General features: G+C 69.3%; 18 protein-coding genes. 12 read left to right on the top strand and 6 right to left on the bottom strand.

The annotated features are described in order from the left end of the window. Nucleotides 1–112 precede the first annotated feature (112 nt). The 8 genes from MKK49_RS17310 to lexA all read left to right on the top strand — a co-directional run bounded on the left by MKK49_RS17310 (nucleotide 113) and on the right by lexA (nucleotide 8944). Nucleotides 113–2017, top strand: coding sequence for a SurA N-terminal domain-containing protein (locus tag MKK49_RS17310; RefSeq protein WP_244030716.1), 1905 nt, complete (start codon nucleotides 113–115; stop codon nucleotides 2015–2017). Nucleotides 2018–2024: 7 nt separating this feature from the next. Then, complete coding sequence (gene trpE / locus MKK49_RS17305) at nucleotides 2025–3548, top strand: anthranilate synthase component I (protein ID WP_244030715.1); 1524 nt, start codon at nucleotides 2025–2027, stop codon at nucleotides 3546–3548. Nucleotides 3549–3611: 63 nt separating this feature from the next. Continuing rightward, nucleotides 3612–4226 carry an anthranilate synthase component II gene (locus MKK49_RS17300; RefSeq protein WP_244030713.1) on the top strand — a complete coding sequence of 205 codons (615 nt, stop codon included), beginning with the start codon at nucleotides 3612–3614 and terminating at the stop codon, nucleotides 4224–4226. A 54-nt stretch (nucleotides 4227–4280) separates the two neighbouring features. Then, nucleotides 4281–5294: an anthranilate phosphoribosyltransferase gene (gene trpD, locus MKK49_RS17295; protein ID WP_244030711.1), complete on the top strand. Its 1014-nt coding sequence runs from the start codon at nucleotides 4281–4283 to the stop codon at nucleotides 5292–5294. Nucleotides 5295–5304: 10 nt separating this feature from the next. Then, nucleotides 5305–6141: an indole-3-glycerol phosphate synthase TrpC gene (gene trpC / locus MKK49_RS17290; RefSeq protein ID WP_244030709.1), complete on the top strand. Its 837-nt coding sequence runs from the start codon at nucleotides 5305–5307 to the stop codon at nucleotides 6139–6141. A 10-nt stretch (nucleotides 6142–6151) separates the two neighbouring features. Beyond that, nucleotides 6152–6637, top strand: coding sequence for a cyclic pyranopterin monophosphate synthase MoaC (gene moaC / locus MKK49_RS17285; protein ID WP_244030707.1), 486 nt, complete (start codon nucleotides 6152–6154; stop codon nucleotides 6635–6637). After that, nucleotides 6634–7863 carry a gephyrin-like molybdotransferase Glp gene (glp, locus tag MKK49_RS17280; protein WP_244030705.1) on the top strand — a complete coding sequence of 410 codons (1230 nt, stop codon included), beginning with the start codon at nucleotides 6634–6636 and terminating at the stop codon, nucleotides 7861–7863. The genes moaC and glp overlap by 4 nt, the downstream gene beginning before the upstream one ends. 328 nt (nucleotides 7864–8191) lie before the next feature. Further along, complete coding sequence (lexA, locus tag MKK49_RS17275) at nucleotides 8192–8944, top strand: transcriptional repressor LexA (protein ID WP_244030703.1); 753 nt, start codon at nucleotides 8192–8194, stop codon at nucleotides 8942–8944. Here lexA and MKK49_RS17270 read toward each other — a convergent pair. Next, nucleotides 8938–11205: a ComEC/Rec2 family competence protein gene (locus tag MKK49_RS17270; RefSeq protein ID WP_244030701.1), complete on the bottom strand. Its 2268-nt coding sequence runs from the start codon at nucleotides 11203–11205 to the stop codon at nucleotides 8938–8940. The genes lexA and MKK49_RS17270 overlap by 7 nt on opposite strands. Nucleotides 11206–11367: 162 nt before the next feature. Between MKK49_RS17270 and gltX the strand changes: the two genes are divergently transcribed. The 3 genes from gltX to MKK49_RS17255 all read left to right on the top strand — a co-directional run bounded on the left by gltX (nucleotide 11368) and on the right by MKK49_RS17255 (nucleotide 15302). Beyond that, complete coding sequence (gltX, locus tag MKK49_RS17265; RefSeq protein WP_244030700.1) at nucleotides 11368–12795, top strand: glutamate--tRNA ligase; 1428 nt, start codon at nucleotides 11368–11370, stop codon at nucleotides 12793–12795. Between the two features lie 240 nt (nucleotides 12796–13035). Beyond that, the gene (gene gltA, locus MKK49_RS17260) at nucleotides 13036–14325 is read left to right on the top strand and encodes a citrate synthase (RefSeq protein ID WP_244030693.1); all 1290 of its coding nucleotides are present in this window, start codon (nucleotides 13036–13038) and stop codon (nucleotides 14323–14325) included. Between the two features lie 83 nt (nucleotides 14326–14408). Beyond that, complete coding sequence (locus tag MKK49_RS17255; protein WP_244030691.1) at nucleotides 14409–15302, top strand: dihydrodipicolinate synthase family protein; 894 nt, start codon at nucleotides 14409–14411, stop codon at nucleotides 15300–15302. 3 nt (nucleotides 15303–15305) lie between these two features. On the opposite strand, the gene MKK49_RS17250 is transcribed toward MKK49_RS17255, so the two are convergent. The 5 genes from MKK49_RS17250 to fabZ all read right to left on the bottom strand — a co-directional run bounded on the left by MKK49_RS17250 (nucleotide 15306) and on the right by fabZ (nucleotide 19151). After that, nucleotides 15306–15797 carry a hypothetical protein gene (locus MKK49_RS17250; RefSeq protein WP_244030689.1) on the bottom strand — a complete coding sequence of 164 codons (492 nt, stop codon included), beginning with the start codon at nucleotides 15795–15797 and terminating at the stop codon, nucleotides 15306–15308. A gap of 63 nt (nucleotides 15798–15860) precedes the next feature. Continuing rightward, nucleotides 15861–17033: a lipid-A-disaccharide synthase gene (lpxB, locus tag MKK49_RS17245; protein WP_244030688.1), complete on the bottom strand. Its 1173-nt coding sequence runs from the start codon at nucleotides 17031–17033 to the stop codon at nucleotides 15861–15863. Further along, complete coding sequence (locus MKK49_RS17240) at nucleotides 17030–17881, bottom strand: LpxI family protein (protein WP_244030679.1); 852 nt, start codon at nucleotides 17879–17881, stop codon at nucleotides 17030–17032. The genes lpxB and MKK49_RS17240 overlap by 4 nt, the downstream gene beginning before the upstream one ends. After that, complete coding sequence (lpxA, locus tag MKK49_RS17235) at nucleotides 17878–18690, bottom strand: acyl-ACP--UDP-N-acetylglucosamine O-acyltransferase (protein WP_244030676.1); 813 nt, start codon at nucleotides 18688–18690, stop codon at nucleotides 17878–17880. The genes MKK49_RS17240 and lpxA overlap by 4 nt, the downstream gene beginning before the upstream one ends. After that, nucleotides 18687–19151 (bottom strand): 3-hydroxyacyl-ACP dehydratase FabZ, encoded by a 465-nt coding sequence (gene fabZ / locus MKK49_RS17230; RefSeq protein ID WP_244030673.1) that lies wholly within the window; start codon nucleotides 19149–19151, stop codon nucleotides 18687–18689. Before fabZ ends, lpxA begins: the two co-directional genes overlap by 4 nt. A 407-nt stretch (nucleotides 19152–19558) precedes the next feature. Between fabZ and MKK49_RS17225 the strand changes: the two genes are divergently transcribed. Then, entirely contained in the window at nucleotides 19559–20350 is a 792-nt protein-coding gene (locus MKK49_RS17225) for a Crp/Fnr family transcriptional regulator (protein WP_244030667.1), read from the top strand. Nucleotides 20351–20352 lie beyond the last annotated feature (2 nt).

Raw genomic sequence — 20352 nt, 5'->3', positions numbered from 1 at the left:
CCCGGGCCGGCGGTCTTTGCGATGGCGTGCGGATGGTCTATCGCGGGCGACCTTCAGAGTGGAGCCGGCCCGTCCGCGCGCCATTTTCAAAGACAAGAACCCGGACCTTTCGATGCTGACGAACATGCGCAAGGCGAGCCAGCACTGGCTCGGCAAGATCATCCTCTCCGTGGTGTTCGTCTTCCTCATCGCCGGTGTCGCGATCTTCGGCGTCGAGGAATTCTTTCGCGCAGGGTCGACCAGCACCGTCGCCACCGTCGGCAAGACGCCGATCTCGGCCGAGGCCGTGCGCAGCGCCTATCAGAACCAGCTCCAGCGCTACCAGAGCCAGACCCGCCGCACCCTGACGCCGGATCAGGCCCGGGCGCTCGGCCTCGACCGCCAGGTCCTGGCTCAGCTCGTGAGCGAGGCGTCTCTCGACCAGCAGACCGCGTCCCTCGGCCTCAGCATCCCGGACGCCTCCGTCCTGCGCGCCATCCGCGAGGAGAAGAGCTTCCAGGGCGCCGACGGCAAGTTCGACCCGGCGCTGTTCTTCCAGACCCTGCAGCGCGCCGGCCTGAACGAGGCGACCTTCGTGCGCGAGCAGCGCTCCGTCGCCGCCCGCCTCCAGCTCGCCGAAGCCGTGGCCGCCGACCTTCACGTGCCGGCGGCGCTCCGCGAGGCGGTGCATCGCTACACCACCGAGCGGCGTGCCGTGACGCTCATGATGCTGCCGCCCTCCCTCGTCGGCGAGATCGCGGCTCCCACGGACGAGGCGCTCAAGGCGTATTATGAGGAGAACAAGTACGCGTTTCGGGCGTCCGAGACCCGCGCGGTGAACCTTCTGGTGCTCGATCCGCAGGCCATGGCCAAGCCCGATGCGGTGACTCCGGAGGACATCGCCAAGCGCTACGAGGCCGACCGCGCCAAGTATGGGACGCCGGAGCGCCGCACGATCCAGCAGATCGTGTTTCCCGATGAAGCGTCCGCCGAGGCCGCCCGTAAGAAGCTCGACGCCAACCAGGCGCCCTTCGAGGCCGTCGCCGCCGAGAGCGGCGCGGACGCCAAGAACCTGACGCTGGGCACCCTCACCAAGGCCGAGCTGTTCGACAAGCCCGTGGCCGACGCCGCCTTCGCGCTCGCCAAGGACACCGTCAGCGCCCCCGTGAAGGGCCGGTTCGGCACCGTACTCCTGCGCGTCACCGCCATCGAGCCCGAGACCCTGAAGCCCCTGGCCGACGTCCGGGCCGACATCGCAAAGTCCATTGCGTTGGAGCGCGCGACGAGCGGCATCGAGGCCGCCCACGACGCCATCGAGGACGCCCGCGCCAACACCAAGCCCCTGGCCGAGATCGCCAAGGATCGCGGCCTCACCCTCGTGGCGGTGCCGGCCCTGAACGCCCAGGGCCTCGACGCGGATGGCAATCCCGTGGCGGGAATCCCCGACCGCGAGACCACCGTCGCGGCCCTGTTCCGTTCCGAGGTCGGCGGCGACAACGAGCCCCTGCGTACGAAGTCGGGTGGCTACGTCTGGTACGACATCACCAACATCGACCGCGCTCACGACAAGCCCCTGGAGGCCGTCCGCGACGAGGTCGTGGCCCGCTGGCGCGCCGCCGAGAGCGCACGTCTGCTGACCGCCAAGGCCAAGGAACTGTCCGACCGCCTCGACAAGGGCGAGAGCATGGAGGCCGTGGCGCAGTCCGCAGGCCTCAACGTCGAGACTGTATCCGACATCGCCCGCAATCAGCCCCAGGGCGACCTCACCGCCGACGTGGTCAACCGCATCTTCGCCACCGCCATCGACAAGTCGGCCTCGGCGGAGGCCGGCGAGCGCCGCGCCCTGTTCAAGGTCACGGCCGCCACCATGCCGGCCTACGTGCCCGGCGCGCCGGCCGACGAGGCCATCGCCAAGCGCTTCCAGTCGACGCTGGCCGACGACGTGCTCGGCGAGTACATCGCCGAGGTCCAGAAATCGGTCGGCATCACCGTCAACCAGGCGGCCTTCCGCCGGGCCGTCGGTGGCGGCGAGTATTGATCTGCCGATGACGCACACCCACGACGACGCAGCCTTCACGGAAGCCTACGAGGCGGGGCGCCCGACCCTCCTCAACCTCACCTTGCTGGCCGACCTCGAGACCCCCGTCGCCGCGTTCCTGAAGCTGCGCGCGCGCCATGCCGGGCCGGCCTTCCTGCTCGAATCCGTCGAGGGCGGGGTCGTGCGCGGCCGCTACTCGATGATCGGCCTCGACCCGGATCTCGCGTGGCGCTGCCGCGACGGGCGGCCGGAGATCGCCCGCGACCCCGGCCTCACCGCCTTCGTCGCGGACGATTCGGCCCCGCTCGCGAGCCTGCGCGCCCTCATCGCCGAGAGCGCCATCGGCGTCGAGACCGAGGCCGAGCCCCTGCCGCCCATGGCGGCGGGCCTGTTCGGCTACCTCGGCTACGACATGGTCCGGGCCATGGAGAATCTCGGGGTGCCGAACCCCGATCCCCTCGGCGTGCCCGACGCGATCCTCGTTCGCCCCCGCGTGATGGTGGTGTTCGATTCCGTGCGCGACGTGATCACCGTGGTCGGTCCCGTGCGGCCGGAGCCCGGAATCTCCGCGCGCGCCGCCTACGAGGCCGTCCTCGCTCGCCTCGAACGGGTGGCCGAGGCCCTCGAAGGTCCCCTCCCCGTTGATGCCCGCATCGACCCGCGCGCCATCGCGCCGCCCGAGCCCGTCTCGAACACCACGCCGGCCGAGTATCTCGGCATGGTGGCGCGGGCGAAGGAGTACATCGTCGCCGGGGACGTGTTCCAGGTGGTGCTGTCGCAGCGCTTCGAGGCGCCGTTCACCCTGCCGGCCATCGCGCTCTATCGCTCCCTGCGGCGGACGAATCCGGCCCCGTTCCTGTGCTACCTCGATTTCGAGGCGTTTCAGGTGGTGTGCTCGTCACCCGAGATCCTCGTGCGGGTGCGCGACGCGCGCGTCACCATCCGGCCCATCGCCGGCACGCGGCGGCGCGGTGCGACGCCCGCCGAGGACAAGGCCCTGGCGCAGGAGTTGCTCGCCGACCCGAAGGAGCGCTCCGAACACCTCATGCTGCTCGACCTCGGCCGCAACGATGTCGGCCGCGTCGCCAGGATCGGCTCCGTGACGGTCACGGGTTCGTTCTTCCTCGAATACTACAGTCATGTGATGCACATCGTCTCCAACGTCGAAGGCGACCTCGATCCGCGCCATGACACCCTCGACGCCCTCGCCGCCGGGTTTCCCGCCGGCACGGTCTCGGGCGCGCCCAAGGTCAGGGCCATGGAGATCATCGACGAACTGGAGCGCGAGAAGCGCGGTCCCTACGGCGGTTGCGTCGGCTATTTCGGCGCGCGGGGCGAGATGGACACCTGCATCGTGCTGCGCACGGCCATCGTGAAGGACGGCCGCATGCACGTGCAGGCAGGCGCCGGTATCGTCTACGATTCCGACCCGGCCTCCGAGCAGCAGGAATGCGTCAACAAGGCCAAGGCGCTATTCCGCGCCGCCGAGGATGCGGTGATGTATGCGAGCCGGGCGCGACGGGGGCAGTAGGCGGCGTGGTTGACCGCGCTGCCTCGTGCGGTCAAACCGCCGATCATGGCCAGTGAGCGACCGATGTCCAACGTCCTCGTCATCGACAATTATGACTCGTTCACGTGGAACCTCGTCCACCTGATCGGCCCGCTCTGCGGGTCCATCGAGGTGGTGCGCAACGATTGCATCACCATCGCGGAGATCCGCGAGCGGTCGCCCGATGCCGTGGTGCTGTCGCCGGGGCCGTGCTCGCCCAACGAGGCCGGCATCTGCCTCGACGTGGTGCGCGATCTCTCGGGCGAGATCCCGATCTTCGGCGTCTGCCTCGGGCTCCAGGCCATCGGGCAGGCCTTCGGCGGCGACGTGGTGCGCGCGCCCAGTCCCATGCACGGCAAGGTCTCGTCCATCGAGCACCGGGCTTCGGGGATCTTTCGCGGGCTCAACGGCCCGTTCGACGCGACCCGCTACCATTCCCTCGTGGTCGAGCGCACGAACTGCCCGGAGACGCTGGCCGTCACGGCGGAGGCCGATGGGCTCATCATGGGGTTGCAGCACACAACGCTGCCCGTACACGGGGTGCAGTTCCACCCCGAAAGCATCTTGTCCCATCACGGGTCGCAGATCCTGCGGAATTTCCTCGACATCGCGGCAGCCTGGAACGGATCGCGTGACAAGGGCCGGCCCGGCGTGCATTGAGCGATCGATCAAAGCTGATTGATCTCATTCCAACCGGCCCGTGGATTCGTTCAGGTGGATTCGTTCAAGCCGCTCCTCGCGAAAGTCGCCGCCGGCACGAGCCTCGACCGCGCCGAGGCCCGCCGCGCCTTCGACGATCTGCTCTCGGGTGAGGTGACGCCCGTCCAGGCCAGCGCCTTCCTCATCGCCCTCAAGGTGCGCGGCGAGACGCCCGACGAGATCGTCGGCGCCGTCGAGGCCATGCGGGCGCGGATGCTGCCCGTGGCCGCCGTGCCGGGCGCCATCGATGTCGTCGGCACCGGGGGGGATCACTCGGGCAGCTACAACGTCTCGACCCTGGCGGCGATCGTCACGGCTTCCTGCGGCGTGCCCGTGGCCAAGCACGGCAACCGTGCCGCGACCTCGCGCTCGGGCGCCGCCGACGTCCTGTCGGCGCTCGGCGTCCGCATCGGCCTCGACCCGGCCGGCCTCGCGCGCTGCCTCGCCGAGACCGGCCTGTGCTTCATGTTCGCTCAGACCCATCACGGCGCCATGCGCCACGTGGCGCCCGTGCGGGCCGAACTCCCCACCCGTACGATCTTCAACCTCCTCGGCCCCCTCGCCAATCCTGCCGGGGTCAAGTTCCAGCTCTTCGGCGTCTCGGCCCCCGCCTGGGCCGAGCCCCTGACCCGGGTGCTCGCTGAACTCGGGAGCGAGCGCGTCTGGACCGTGCACGGCTCGGACGGCCTCGACGAGATCACCGTCACCGGCCCCACCGCCGTCGTCGCGTTGGACGGGGGCCACCTGTCCCACCTCACCCTCGATCCGCGCGAGGTGGGCTTGCGCCTCCACACCCTCGACGCCCTGCGCGGCGGCGACCCCGAGCACAACGCCGCCGCCCTGCACGGGGTGCTGGAGGGGGCCCGCAACGCCTATCGCGACATCGGCGTGATCAATGCCGGCGCCGCCCTCGTGGTGGCGGGCGCCGCCGCGACCCTCCGTGAGGGCGTCGTGCGGGCGGAAGACGCCCTCGATTCCGGCGCGGCCCGCGCGACGCTGGCCGCCCTCGTCCACGTTTCGAACGCCTGAAGGCCGTCTCATGTCCGATCCCGCGACCGATGACACGGCCTCCACCGCGCGCACCGACGTGCTCGCCCGAATCGAGGCCTACAAGCGCCGCGAGATCGCGGAGGCCAAGCTGCGGGTGCCGCAGACCAAGCTCGAGAAGCGTGTCGCCGTCATGAGTCCGGCCCGGGGCTTCGCCGACGCCCTCGCGACCCATATCGCGCAAGGTCGCCCGGCCCTCATCGCCGAAGTGAAGAAGGCCTCGCCCTCGAAGGGTTTGATCCGCGCCGATTTCGATTCCGCCACCATCGCGAAAGCCTACGAGACGGGCGGCGCCACCTGTCTCTCGGTGCTCACCGACACGCCCTCGTTTCAGGGCAAGCCGGAGTATCTCACCCAGGCCCGCGATGCCTGCTCATTGCCGGTCCTGCGCAAGGATTTCCTGTTCGAACCCTACCAGGTGTTCGAGGCCCGCGCCTGGGGGGCCGACTGCATCCTCGCCATCATGGCCTGCCTCGACGACGACGAGGCGGAAGCCCTGGTCGAAACCGCGAACGACCTCGGCATGGACGTGCTGGTGGAAGTCCACGACGATGCCGAGCTCGCCCGGGCGATTCCCCTCGGCACGAAGCTCATCGGTATCAACAACCGCAACCTCAAGACCTTCGAGGTCTCGTTCGAGACGGCGATCCGCCTCGGCCACGGCGTGCCGCAGGACCGCATCGCCGTGGCCGAGAGCGGGATCTCGGGCCATGCCGACGTGGTGCGGCTCGGCGAGAACGGCCTGCGCACGGTCCTCGTCGGCGAGAGTCTGATGCGCCAGGACGATGTGGCGGAAGCGACCCGGCACCTGCTCTTCGGCGACGCATGAGGACGGACCCTTGGCCGAACTGACTCATCTCGACGCGGCGGGTGCCGCCAACATGGTCGATGTCTCGGACAAGGCCGCCACCACCCGCACGGCCCGCGCCGTCGGCACCGTGGTGATGCGGCCCGAGACCCTGGCGCTGATCCGCGAGGGCGACGCCAAGAAAGGCGACGTCATCGGCACGGCGCGCCTCGCCGGCATCATGGCGGCCAAGCGCACCCACGAGCTCATTCCGCTCTGCCACCCGCTGCTGATCGCCAAGGTTCGGGTCGATTGTGACGTGGACGAGGCCCTACCGGGTCTTCGGGTCACGGCCGAGGTCAAGGTGCTCGGGCCGACCGGCGTCGAGATGGAAGCGCTCACCGCCGTCTCGGTGGCGTGCCTGACCATCTACGACATGGTGAAGGCCGCCGACCGGGGCATGCGCATCGAGGGCATCCGGCTTCTGGCCAAGGATGGCGGCCGCTCCGGCGCCTATCTGGCGGAGGATGCCGTTTGAGCGGGCCGATCGCCGTCGCGGAAGCCCTGCGCCGGATTCTCGCCGGCATCCCCGACCCCGTCTCGGCCGAATCCGTCGCCATCGCGGAGGCCGCAGGCCGCACGTTGGCCGAGGATGTCCGCGCCACCCGCACCCAGCCCCCCTTCCCCGCCTCGGCCATGGACGGCTACGCCGTGCGCGCCGAGGACATCGCCACGTGTCCGGCCGCGTTGCGCGTCATCGGCACGAGTGCCGCCGGTCATGGCTTCACCGAGACCGTCGGACCGGGCGAGGCCGTGCGTATCTTCACCGGGGCGCCCGTACCCGAGGGCGCAGACGCCATCCTGATCCAGGAAAACGCCGACGCCGCGGACGGCCAAGTCGTCGCCCGCGAGCCCGTGGCGGCCGGCCGCTTCGTGCGCCCGAGCGGCCTCGATTTCCTGGCGGGCGACGTGCTCCTGCGCGCCGGCGACACCCTGGATGCACGCCGCACGGCCCTCGCCGCCGCCGCCGGCCATGCCCGGCTCGAACTGCGCCGGCGCCCGCGTGTGGCGATCCTCGCCACCGGCGACGAGCTCGTGGCGCCCGGCGCGCCGGCGCGCTGGGACCAGATCGTCGCCTCCAACGCCCTCGCGGTCGGTGCCCTCGCCCGCGAGGCCGGGGCGGAAACCGTCGATCTCGGCATTGCCGGCGACACCCTGGACGCCCTCGAAGCGGCCCTCGCGCAGGCCGTTGCGGCCCGTGCCGATATCCTCGTCACCCTCGGCGGCGCGTCGGTGGGTGACCACGACCTCGTGCAATCGGCGCTGACCCGCCAGGGATTGGAGCTCGGGTTCTGGCGCGTCGCGCTCCGCCCCGGCAAGCCGTTGATGCACGGGCGTCTCGGCCCCACCACGGTGATCGGCCTGCCCGGCAATCCGGTCTCGTCCATTGTCTGCGGCCTGCTGTTCGTGGTGCCGGCGATCCGCGCGCTCCTCGGCGACCCACGGGCGGGCGAGGACCGCAGCGAGCCGGCCACACTCGGCCATGCCATGCCGGCAAACGATGGGCGCCAGGACTATATGCGTGCCCGCCTCGACTCGGCACCCGACCGCCTGCCCGTGGTCCACCCGGAGAACCGACAGGATTCTTCCATGCTCTCCGTCCTCGGCCAAGCCGAGGCCCTGTTGATCCGACCGCCCCACGCCGACCCCGCCAGGGCCGGCGATCTCTGCCGCATCCTGCGACTGGACCGGCGCATCCTGTAGACCCGCCCAACTTCGTCGGTCGAACCCGTGCGGGCAATCCCGTTCGGCACGCGAGGGCGCCTCACGAACGCACCCGGACAAACACACCCGGATAGGTGAGCCCGCTTTTGACGGCACAGGCCCACCGTGCTCCGAAATCAGCATGCCCATCCCGGGCGGAACCGATTGAAGTCCAGGGGCTGGCACACGCCCCTTCATGCCGATCAATACGCACGAGAGTGCAACTTTCGGCAGAACCCTTGCGGAACACTCCCGGAACGTCTAGCGTGTTCGCGATTTGTTTCTGCAGCGGTTGCTGCATTCCTCTACCGCGGGGACGGGTGTCGGCATGTTGACGCGCAAGCAGCTGGATCTGCTTCAATTCATTCAGAAGAAAATGAACGAGGGTGGCGTGCCGCCCTCGTTCGACGAGATGAAGGATGCCCTCGACCTGAAGTCGAAATCGGGCATCCATCGCTTGATCACAGCCCTGGAAGAGCGCGGGTTTCTGCGTCGCCTGCCGAACCGCGCGCGGGCGATCGAGGTGATCCGCATGCCGGAGAGCCTGGGTGGGCAGAGCGGTGCCGTGAGAGCGGCGGCGCCCCCGGAGGCGCGCCGCTTCACCCCGAGCGTCGTCGAAGGCGGCAAGGGCAAGGAAGCCGTCGAGCGGATGCCGGCGGCACGCCTGACCACGACGCGGGCGACGGACGGCGAAGGCCGGTCTATCACCATCCCGGTCATGGGCCGCATCGCAGCCGGCACGCCCATCTCGGCGATCCAGGAACAGAGCCATTCCGTCACCCTGTCGCCGGACTTCCTCTCGGGGGGCGAGCACTACGCCCTGGAAGTCCGTGGCGATTCGATGGTGGATGCCGGCATCCTCGACGGCGACCTCGTGGTGATCCGCAAGCAGGACACGGCCAACACCGGCGATATCATCGTTGCCCTCATCGACGACGAGGAGGCGACCCTGAAGCGGCTACGCAGGCGCGGCTCTTCCATCGCCTTGGAAGCGGCCAACCCCGCCTATGAAACCCGTGTTCTCGGTCCGGACCGCGTTCAGATTCAGGGCCGCCTCGTCAGTCTGGTGCGACGCTACTGAAGGTTCTCACCCGAATCTTCGGATGTCGGCCCCGGCTCGTCGACCTCCGGGACCGGGGATGATCTGGGAGCGACGGAGGACGGAACGGTCACCGGCGGCACTGAACGGACCGGACGCCAGGGCACGAGCTCGCCGGGGCGCCGCGCCGTCGTCACGACGGGATCCCCAGTCGCCGGGAGATGAATCACCGCGGCCCCGTGCCCAGCGAGGAACGACCGGTCGAGGATGTGTTTCGCCGCGCAGCCCGGCGGTGCGTCGCGACGGGTGACGAGGATGTCGGCTCGAGCGCAATCCTCACCGAGCGCGCGCTTATCGGTCACGAGGGCCAAGACGCGCCCGTCCGGCAGTCGCGCCGCGCAGCCGAGACGGTCGCAACGGGCCGTCGTCAGGGCCGTGACGGTGCCGGCCCGGCGCCCATCGCCGTCGGCCTTCAGCCACTGTTCCAGCACGAAGGCGGGCGGTCGCCCGAGGGTCGCCAAACGGCCGTCGGCGGCACGGACCGCGATGCCAGCCCCCTCCCGGTCGATGTAGATGTCCGGCCGCGTGGGCGTGGCCGCCAGGGCCACGCCGAGCCCCATGGGCAGGAGACCGAGCCAGCGCAGGCGCGACACCGGCAGGGTGATCAGGACGAAGCCTGCCGCCATCGCCGTGAGGGCACCCGGTCCGAAGGCCGGCACCACGTAGGTCGCGCGATCGAAGCCGGCGATCCAGGTGGAAATGGTGAGCATCCCGCGCACCGCGAGGCCCATGAGCCACCACACCGGCTGATCGAGGGCGAAGGGGTAGGCCAGGATGCCGAGCACCGCCGCCGGCATCACCGCCAGGGACACCAGCGGCAAGGTCAGGGCGTTGCCGACGAGGCCGAAGGGTTGGACCGTTTGGAAATGATAGGTGGCGAACGGCGCCGTGGCGAACTGCGCCACGAGTGTCGTCGCCAGGGTCCCGATGATGGCGGTAGCAACCCAGATGGCAGCGCGACCGAGGCGCCCTGCGCCCTGCCCATGCAGGCCCATGGACCCGATGAGGGGTGCGCAGGCGATGAGGCCCGCAACGGCCCCGAACGACATCTGGAAGCTCGGGCCGAGGAGCCCATCCGGTTCGCGCGCCAGGGCGATGAGGGCCGCGAGCGCGAGGTTGCGCATGCTGAGGGCCGGCCTGTCCACGAGGATCGCGCCGAGCATCACCAGGGTCATGATCAGCGCCCGCTCGGCGGCGATGTCCCAGCCGGAAAACACGCAATAGGCCGTCACGCCCGCCATGGCGCAGGCGGCGGCGATCTTCTTGATCGGCCAGCGCAGGGCCAGGGCCGGGACCAGCGCGAGGAGCGCCCGTACGAGCCAGAACACGACGCCGGCGGCGAGCACCATGTGGAGCCCGGATATTGAAACGACGTGGTAGATTCCGGCGGCGCGCAGGATGTCATTGGTCTCCGCGTTGATGAGCCCGCGCTTGCCCGTGACGAGGGCGGCGGCCACCGCCCCGGCCTGCCCGCCATTGGCATCGGTGATGCGGCGCGTGAGAGCATTGCGGGCGTCGTCGACGGCCGCGGCGAGGCGCAGGAATCGGGGAAGGTCGCCGGCCGGAGGCCGCACCTGGATCGTGCCGACGAGGGAGCCCACCGCCCCGATTCCACGAAAATAGGCATCGCGCGCGAAATCGTAGCCGCCCGGCCGCGCCGCCTCCGGTGGCGGAAGCAGGCGCGCCGTCGCGGCGATGCGGTCGCCGGGCTTCAAAGGCGGCGCCTTCTTGAACGAGACCCGCACCCGGCGCGGACGCTGCTCCGGCGCCAGGGTGCCGAAGCTCTCGACCCGGACGATGAGGCGGGCCCCTTCCTCGCGTTCATCGAGGGCCTCGATGAGGCCGACGAGCGGCGCGATGGTGGTGCGCGCCAGAACCGGGCTCGCCACCTGCGCGACCCGGAACGCGGCGGCGGCGAAGCCGAGGAGGGCGGCGACGAGCCCGAGGACGAGGGCCAGCGCAAGGGGGCGGGCGGCCAGGAGGGGCATCAACGCCGTCAGGAGCGCCGCCGCCAAGAGGGGAGCGGGCAGGATCGGCGGCCCGGATGTCGCGGTCAGGCAGAAGAGGATGCCGAGGCCGAACGCCACGGCGAGCCAGGGAAACAGCCGGCGCTGCGCAACCTCGCGCGCGAACTCGGCAGCGAGACCATCGCGCAGTGCGCCGAGCCACAGGGACGGCGCGGACAGGCGGCCGGCGGCACGCGTCCACACCCCTCCGGCGGCCCGTGCGCCCCCTTGCGCCATCCTGCGACGTCTCCGAGCGTCGACGCCGTGCGGCCCATGAGCGCCGTCGACGCCCGGGGCGACGATTTCTTAACGCCTGCCTTCCCGCATGCTACACGCGCATCCCCGGGCCGGTCGATCCGCCACCGGCCCGCTCCACTTCGGAAGTTCAAGCCAATATCGATGTCGTCAGCCGTCGTCACGCGCTTCGCGCCCTCGCCCACGGGCTATCTCCATATCGGCGGCGCGCGCACCGCCCTGTTCAACTGGCTCTATGCCCGCCGCTTCGGCGGCCGCATGCTCCTGCGCATTGAGGATACGGACCGCGAACGCTCGACGCAGGGGGCCATCGACGCGATCCTCGACGGCATGCGCTGGCTCGGCCTCGATTGGGACGGCGACGTCATCTACCAGTACGCCCGGGCCGATCGGCATCGAGAGGCCGCCGAAAGCCTGCTCGCCTCCGGCCACGCCTATCGTTGCTACGCGACGCCGGACGAACTGACCGCCATGCGCGAGGCGGCGCGGGCGGAGGGCCGGCCCCTGCGCTACGACGGCCGCTGGCGCGACCGTGATCCCGCCGAGGCACCCGCCGGCGTGAAGCCGGTGATCCGCCTGCGCGCGCCCGTCGCGGGCGAGACCGTGATCGAGGACGGCGTGCAGGGCCGCGTCGTCTGGCAGAACAAGGATCTCGACGACCTCGTGCTCCTGCGCTCCGACGGCAACCCGACCTACATGCTCGCCGTGGTGGTCGACGACCACGACATGGGCGTGACCCAGGTGATTCGGGGCGACGATCATCTCACCAACGCGGCGCGCCAGCGCCAGATCTCCGATGCCCTCGGCTGGACGGCACCGGCCATGGCGCACATCCCCCTGATTCACGGGGCGGACGGGGCCAAGCTGTCGAAGCGCCACGGCGCACTCGGCGTCGATGCCTATCGCGACCTCGGCTACCTGCCGGCGGCGCTGCGCAACTACCTCGTGCGTCTCGGCTGGAGCCACGGCGACCAGGAGGTATTCTCCACCGACGAGATGGTGGCGGCCTTCGACCTCGGCGCCATCGGGCGATCACCGGCCCGGTTCGACTTCGCGAAGCTGGAGAATCTCAACGGGCTCTACATCCGGGGCGCGGACGACGCCGACCTCGTCACCGCCATCGAGGGCGTGCTGCCCGCTCTCGGACCGTCGCGCGGCATCGCGACACCCATGGCGTCGGAACTCCGCGAGAAGCTGACGGCGGCGATGCCAGGCCTGAAGGAACGCGCCAAGACCCTCGTCGATCTCCTCGACAGCGCCTACTACCTCACGGCGGCTCGGCCACTGGTCCTCGACGAGAAGGCGACCGGGCTCCTCGGTCCCGATGCGCGGGGGCGCCTCGCCGCAATCCTGCCCACCCTGGAGGCGCTTCCCGAGTGGAGCGTCGCTGGGACGGAAGGGGCCGTGCGCGCCTTCGCCGAGTCGGCGGCGATCAAGCTCGGCCAGATCGCCCAGCCCCTTCGGGCGGCGCTTACGGGGCGAACGACTTCCCCGCCGGTCTTCGATGTGATGGCTGTGCTCGGCCGCGAGGAGTGCCTCGGCCGCCTGCACGATCAGGCATCCGCCGCCTGACGCGCATGGGGCTGCTTTCACCCGAGAAGAACCGATGGGCCGAATGACAATCCGGCCCGGTTCTCGCTTCCGGGCCTCCGTGAGGCGAGCGCTCTGTTGAAGGCGGTCGACCGATCCGCTAACTCGGTGCTCGTGTGAGCAAGTGCAGCATTCGCCGCTCTTGCGCCCCGGAGCCGGGTTGGCGAACCATAGCCACGCGGGCCGGCGCCGCCCCGCTGCCACGAAAGGGTCCAGGTCTCCATGAGCGCCATCAGCACCATCACTGTGGGCGACGCGCAGGTCGAGCTGCCGATCAAGACCGGCACCATCGGCCCCGACGTCATCGATATCGGCAAGCTCTACGCCAAGACCGGCAAGTTCACCTTCGACCCGGGCTTCACCTCCACGGCCTCGTGCGAATCGAAGATCACCTACATCGACGGCGATGCCGGCGTACTGCTCTATCGCGGCTACCCCATCGACCAGATCGCCGAGAGCGGCGACTTCCTCGAAACCTGCTACCTCATGCTGTTCGGCGAATTGCCGACGCCGGCCCAGAAGGCCGATTTCGACTACCGGGTCACGCGCCACACCATGGTGCACGACCAGATGAACCGCTTCTTCCAGGGGTTCCGCCGCGACGCCCACCCCATGGCGATCATGGTTGCCTGCGTCGGCGCCCTGTCGGCGTTCTATCACGACTCGACGGACATCTCGGACGACAAGCAGCGGATGATCGCGAGCTTGCGCATGATTGCCAAGATGCCGACGTTGGCGGCGATGGCCTACAAGTACTCCATCGGCCAGCCGTTCGTGTATCCAAAGAACGACCTCGATTATACGTCAAACTTCCTGCGGATGTGCTTTGCGGTTCCGTGCGAGGACTTCAAGGTCAATCCGATCTTCGCTCGGGCGCTGGATCGGATCTTCATCCTTCACGCCGACCACGAGCAAAATGCCTCGACCTCCACCGTGCGCCTCGCCGGCTCATCGGGGGCCAACCCGTTCGCCTGCGTCGCCGCCGGCATCGCCTGCCTGTGGGGACCGGCGCATGGCGGCGCCAACGAGGCGGCTCTGAAGATGCTCGAAGAGATCGGTCACCCCGAGAACGTGGCCAAGTACGTCGCCAAAGCCAAGGACAAGAACGACCCGTTCCGCCTCATGGGCTTCGGCCACCGCGTGTACAAGAACTACGATCCGCGCGCGCGCATCATGCAGAAGACCACCCACGAGGTGCTCGGCCAGCTCGGGATCAAGGACGATCCACTTCTGGAGGTCGCCGTCCAGCTCGAGAAGATCGCCCTGGAAGACGAGTACTTCATCGAGAAAAAGCTCTACCCGAACATCGATTTCTACTCGGGCATCACCCTCAAGGCGATGGGCTTCCCGACCTCGATGTTCACGGTGCTGTTCGCGCTTGCCCGCACCACGGGTTGGATCGCCCAGTGGGCCGAGATGATCGAGGACCCGTCGCAGAAGATCGGCCGTCCGCGCCAGCTCTACATCGGCCCGGCCCAGCGCGAGTACGTCCCCATCGACCAGCGCGGCTAAAGACACGGAGCCCCGTCCGGATCACCGGGCGGGGCTTTCGAATCGCGGTTGGGCGGGACACATCCCGTCGCCTGAGGTGCCCAGTGACTCTTCCGAACGGGCTTTCCGCGTTCCCGATCACGCCGGCCGATGCGGACGGTCGCGTCGATGCCGGCGCGTTGCGCCGCCTCCTCGCTCCTCTCTGCGCGGCAGGTGTCGATTCCATCGGGCTCCTCGGCAGCACCGGCTCATACCCGTACCTGTCCAGGCCCGAGCGACGGCGCGCCCTGGAGACGGCCATCGACGTGGTGGGTGGACGGGTGCCGATCCTCGTCGGTGTCGGAGCGCTCCGCACCGACGCGGCCGTGGCGCTCGCGCGGGATGCCCGGGCCATCGGCGCGACGGCCGGCCTGCTGGCCCCGGTCTCCTATACGCCGCTGACGGAGGACGAGGTGTTCGAGCACTTCGCCACCGTCGCCCGGGAGAGCGGTCTGCCGCTTTGCATCTACGACAACCCCGGCACCACCCACTTCACCTTCACGCCCGCCCTCGTCGGTCGCCTCAGCCGTGAAACCGGGATCATTGCGCTCAAGAGCCCGGCCCCGGAGCGGCCTGAGATCGCCGCGCATCTGATGAAGCTGCGCGAGACAGTGCCGGCCGGCTTCTCACTCGGCTACAGCGGTGATTGGAACGCCGTCGAGGCCCTGCTGGCGGGCGGTGACGCTTGGTACAGCGTCATGGGCGGTCTGTTTCCGCACGCCGCCATGGCTATCGTCCGGGCCGTGCGGGACGGAGATGCCGATGCGGCGAGGGCGTTGGACGCGCGGCTGCAAACGCTCTGGAGTCTGTTCAGGGAATTCTCGAGTCTGCGCGTGATGTATACGTGCGCCGAGGAACTCGGCCTCTGCAACACCCGACCGCCACGCCCTGTCCTGCCCCTGGCGGGAGCCGCACGGGACAAGGTCGTTCAGACGCTTCGACGTCTGGATCTCCACTGAGGTCTACGGCCCGGCCGCACGCACAGGCGGCCGGATGAGACGGGGGCGCCAGATGGCGAGGGCGACGTTGGCGGTCGCGACCGCGAGGAGCACCCACAGGGTACCTCCCTCGCCCTCCAGGGCTTGGCCGAGCATCGCCGGATTGCCGTCACCGGCCAGCGCAGCGGCGCTGAGGTCGGCCTCCTGCCGCATCGGTCCTTGCACGTAGACCAACCCACCCTCGAACATCAGGACGCCGGTCGCGAGCTTCACCCAGGCCCAGCCCGCATTGTGAAAGGCGCGCTGCGCAATGGCCAGGAGGCCGGCGAGCAGCGTGAGCGCGAGGGACGGGAGAAAGATCCACGATGCCACTGCGCCCATGACACCGCGCATCAGCGCATAGCCCGATAGGGAGGTTGGCGAGGGCGTGAAACTCAGCATGACGACGAGGCACGCCATCGCACCCATGAGCCCGATGGCCCCCATCGTGTGGAGAAATTTCAGCGTGCGTCGCACCGTATCAGGACCGCGCCCCGGTTGGCCTGCCGGAAAGCTATCGCAAGCCTTGGCTTTCGTCGATCAGGCCGCCCGCGTCGCGCCGAGGACGATCCGTGCCGCGCTTCGGCTCGGCTCGTCGCCACCGGGAAGTTGCATCAGGCCATCGATCCGCGCCAGGGCCTCGACCTGGGCGTCGCGGGCCGGTCCGCCGGTGAGGAGAGGCGCCAGGGCGTCGACGAGGCGCGTAGCCGTGCACTCCGCCTGGATGAATTCCGGCATGGCGTTGCGGGCCAGGATCAGGTTCGGCAGAACGATGGTCGGCACCTGGATCAGGCGCCGGGCCACGGCCTCCTCGATGCGCGACACCTTGTAGGCCACCACCATGGGCACGCCGGCGAGCGCGAGTTCCAGGGTGACGGTGCCGGACGCGGCGAGCGCCGCTCGGGCGCGCCGGAAGGCGGCATGCTTTCCCGCCTCGCCGTGGACGACGCGCACGGGGGCGTCCCAAACCAGCGCCATCCGCTCGATGAGCGCGCGGTGGCGGCTCACGGCCGGCAGCACCGCCTCGATGGGACCGAAGCGCTCCGTGAGGCGCCCCAGGGTTGCGCCGAAGACCGGCATCAGCCGCTCGATCTCCGAGCGGCGCGACCCCGGCAGGATCACCAGGGTCGGTGGCGAGGCTTCCCGCGCTTCCACTTCCCGGGGGTCGGGGCGCAGTTCCGACAGGCGCTCGATAAGCGGATGACCGACATAGGTGCAGGCCGGCCCGCCGAGGCGTCGATGCGCCTCCGGCTCGAACGGCAGCAGGGCCAGCACATGGTCGATGAACGGCCGCATCCGGGCCGCCCGCCACGGGCGCCACGCCCATACGCTCGGCGATACGTAATCGACGATGGGCAGGTGCGGCATTCGCTTCCGCACGCGCGAGGCCACCGCATGGGTGAAGCCAGGACTGTCGATGATGACGAGAACATCGGGCCGGGCCTCGATCACGTCGCGCACAGTCTGACGGATCCGGCGCAGCAGGGTACGTAGGCGGGCCGCCACGGGCAGGTAGCCCATGACGGCGACATCATCGATGGGAAACAGCGACTGGAAGCCTTGAGCCGCCATCGCCTCGCCGCCGACGCCGCCGAACCGGATAGGCCGCTCGGACAGGGCGACGAGGGCGGGCATCAGCTTGGCCCCCAGTTGGTCACCGGAATCCTCGCCCGCCACCAGCCAGATTTTTCTCGGGACGAGGCTGCCGCTCATGCGTCGATCCTCAGCCCAATGAGGAACAGGCCCGCACGGTCGGCGGCGGCGACCGTCGCGGGCCGGTCGATGATGAGGGTGAACCCGGCCTGGATCGCGAGGCCGGCGCAGCCGGCGCCGGCCGCCGCCGCGATGGTGCGTGGGCCGATGGCCGGCAGATCGACGCGCAGGTCCTGCCCGACCTTGGCGACCTTGACGAGGACGGTGCCGGGCTGCGCCGCCCCGAGACCGAAGGGTTTGCGCCCCAGGGCCCGGGCGCGGGCGAGCATCCGGTCGGTGCCCTCGGGACCTTCCACGGCGACGGCGCGCTGGGCCACCACCACGGCGGCCTGCCCGACATCGTAGGGCGCGAGGGCGCCGAGGAGCGCGTGGCCCGTGGCGATGGATTCGAGGGCGGCGGCGTCCGGCGCATGCCGGCCCATGATGCCCTCGGGACTCAGGAGATCGGGCGCAACTTCGTGGACGCCGACGACGCCGTGGCCGTTCTCCTCCAGAAGGGCGAGCGCCCCACGCAGGAGGCGGTCGTCCCCGCCGCCCGCGATGGCCTTGAGGGCATCGCGGTTGCGTAAGGCCGCGGCGGCGTTGAGGATGGCGGCCGGGTTCGGCCGCGAGACGCCGCCGGCCGGCACCACGCTCACCGGCCCCCAGGCCTTGAGGATGGCCAGCACCCCGGCGATGTCGAGGAGATCGACGGAGGCTTCGGCGCGGGCGCGCATGGCACGCTCGGCGAAGCCCCGGATCGCCAGGATCCGGAACGGGCGCCCGGCGCGATCGAGGGACTCGGCCACGAGTTCGGGAAGGCGTCCCGCCCCGGCGACGAGGACGAGGGGAGCCGGCGACGCCCTCAAGGCGCGCCCGGATTCTCGCGCGGGGTGCAGATCGAGCGCTTGCCGCCGGCGCGGATGAACGTGACGATCTCGGCGACGCCGCGGTGGGTGTCGAACTCCGCCGCCACGTCCTCCACGCGCTCCATCAGGGTACCCTCAGGAGCGAAGAGCAGGCGATACGCTCGACGCAGGGCATGGATGTCCTCGCGGGCGAAACCCCGGCGCTGCAGTCCGATGATGTTGAGGCCCGACAGGTAGGCCCGGTTGCCGAGTGCCATGCCGTAGGGAATGCAGTCGTTCTCCAGACCCGACAGGCCGCCGACGAAGGCGTGCGCCCCGACGCGGGCGAACTGAATCACCGCTGCGCCGCCACCGAGGATGGCGAAATCACCCACGCTGCAATGGCCGGCGAGCATGACGTTGTTGGAGAACACCACCCCGTTCCCCACGCGGCAATCGTGCCCGACATGGGAGTTGGCGAGGAAGGTACAATTGTCACCGACCGTGGTCTCGAGGCCGCCACCGGCGGTGCCGGGATTCATCGTGACGCCTTCGCGGATGAGGCAATCGGCACCGATGGTGAGGGTCGAGACCTCGCCGCGGAATTTCAGGTCCTGAGGCGGGTGCCCGATGGAAGCGAAGGGGTAGAGGCGCGTACGCGGGCCGATGGCGGTGCGCCCGGCCACGACCACGTGGCTCACGAGCTCACAGCCGTCGCCGAGCTTGACGTCCGGCCCGACATGGCAGAACGGGCCGATCCGCACGTCGGCCCCGAGGGTCGCGCCGTCCTCGATCACCGCGCTCGGATGTATCCCCACCAGACCCCTCATTCCGTCACCAGCATGGCACCGATCTCGGCCTCCGCCACCAGGATGTCACCGACCCTGGCCTGGCCTCGGAACCACCACATGGTGCGGCGCTGGTTCATCTTGGTCATGTGATAGCGCACGGTATCGCCGGGCACGACGGGCTTGCGGAACTTGCACTTGTCGATGGTCATGAAGAACACCTGCTTGGCGCGCAACTCGTCGGTCATGATGTGCTGGCAGCAGATGGCACCCGCGGTCTGGGCCATGCCCTCGATGAGGAGCACACCGGGGAACACCGGCAGGCCGGGAAAGTGACCGGTGAATTGCGGCTCGTTGATCGTGACGTTCTTGATGCCGACACAGGACCGGTCACCGTCGATGTCGACGATCCGGTCGATCATCAGGAAGGGATAGCGGTGCGGCAGGAGTTCCAGGACCTTCTGGATATCGGCCGAGCCGAGCTCGCGCGGCGTCTCGTTCATGGATCGGATCATCTCCCTGACGCGCGGCGACGCACCCGGCGCTTCGCCCCGCTCGTTCTTTCGCCCGCCATCCTGGTGGAAACGAAGTCTTTCCGCAGAAACACCGCCGGATGCAAGCCCCGGTCGTCGAAACTCATGCCCCCCTCGATCATGGTGAAGTAGCGAGATTTTGAGGAGGGCCGTGGGTCGTCCGCGTTGACCGACGCACGCTTCGGTGCGCAATCGTACGGTCGATCGGCGGATGGCACGTCTGGAACGTCTGTCGCCAGAATTTGGGTTCGATGTTCCTCAATCCCCCGGGTTGCTGCCCCGGCACGGAGTTTCGCCAATTGCGATCCCTTCGGCATCCCGGCTCGATGCCTGCCACTTGCGGGAGCCCGCGAACCGCTGGTGGCGAGGCCAGCCCGATGCGGCAGCCCGCCGGCTTCGTGAAATCCGGGGCGGCCGGTGACAATGCTCAGGCACGAGCCATGACGAGGCCCAAGGCGAACCCATTTCGACGCAAACTCGAAAGCCTCGTACCGCTCTCAGCCGCGGCGGGTGATCATCTCGAGGAGATCACCACGATATACGACAGCCATCCCACCCGTGCGAACCTAGTCCCGCGAGAGGATATGCGAGGCGGCCGTCTCGTCCTGATGGAGGGTTTCGCCTGCCACTACCGAACCGTAGCGGGCGGTCGTCGACAGATTATCGCCTATCTCGTGCCCGGCGACAGCTACGATCTCGATACGGCCCTCCAAAATCGGCCGGACCACGTGATGATGGCGCTGACACCCGTTCGCATCGTGCGCTTGGCACGCGCCGCCGTCGCCGACGCAACGCAGGATCATCCGGCCATCGCCGAAGGCCTACGGGTGGCGGGTCAGGTGGAGGAGGCGACCGTGCGCGAATGGCTCGTCGACATCGGTGGTCGCCCGGCCCTGGAGCGGATCGCACATCTGTTCTGCGAACTCGAACTGCGCTTGCGGGCCGTCGGTCTGGCGGAAGCCGACCGGTTCGATATGCCGATCACGCAGTGCGATCTCGCCGACACCGTTGGTTTGTCGAGCGTCCACGTCAACCGGACCCTACAGGAACTGCGTCGTCAGAGGCTGATCACCCTATCGGGTCGGACGTTGACGATCCTGAACCGCTCCACATTCCAGGCCATGGCGGGCTTCCGACCGGATTACCTGCGCCTGCGCGAAACGATCTGATC

The organism is Methylobacterium sp. J-090, from assembly GCF_022829345.1.
Classification (GTDB): Bacteria; Pseudomonadota; Alphaproteobacteria; order Rhizobiales; family Beijerinckiaceae; genus Methylobacterium.
This window is presented reverse-complemented; position numbering and strand designations above follow the sequence as displayed.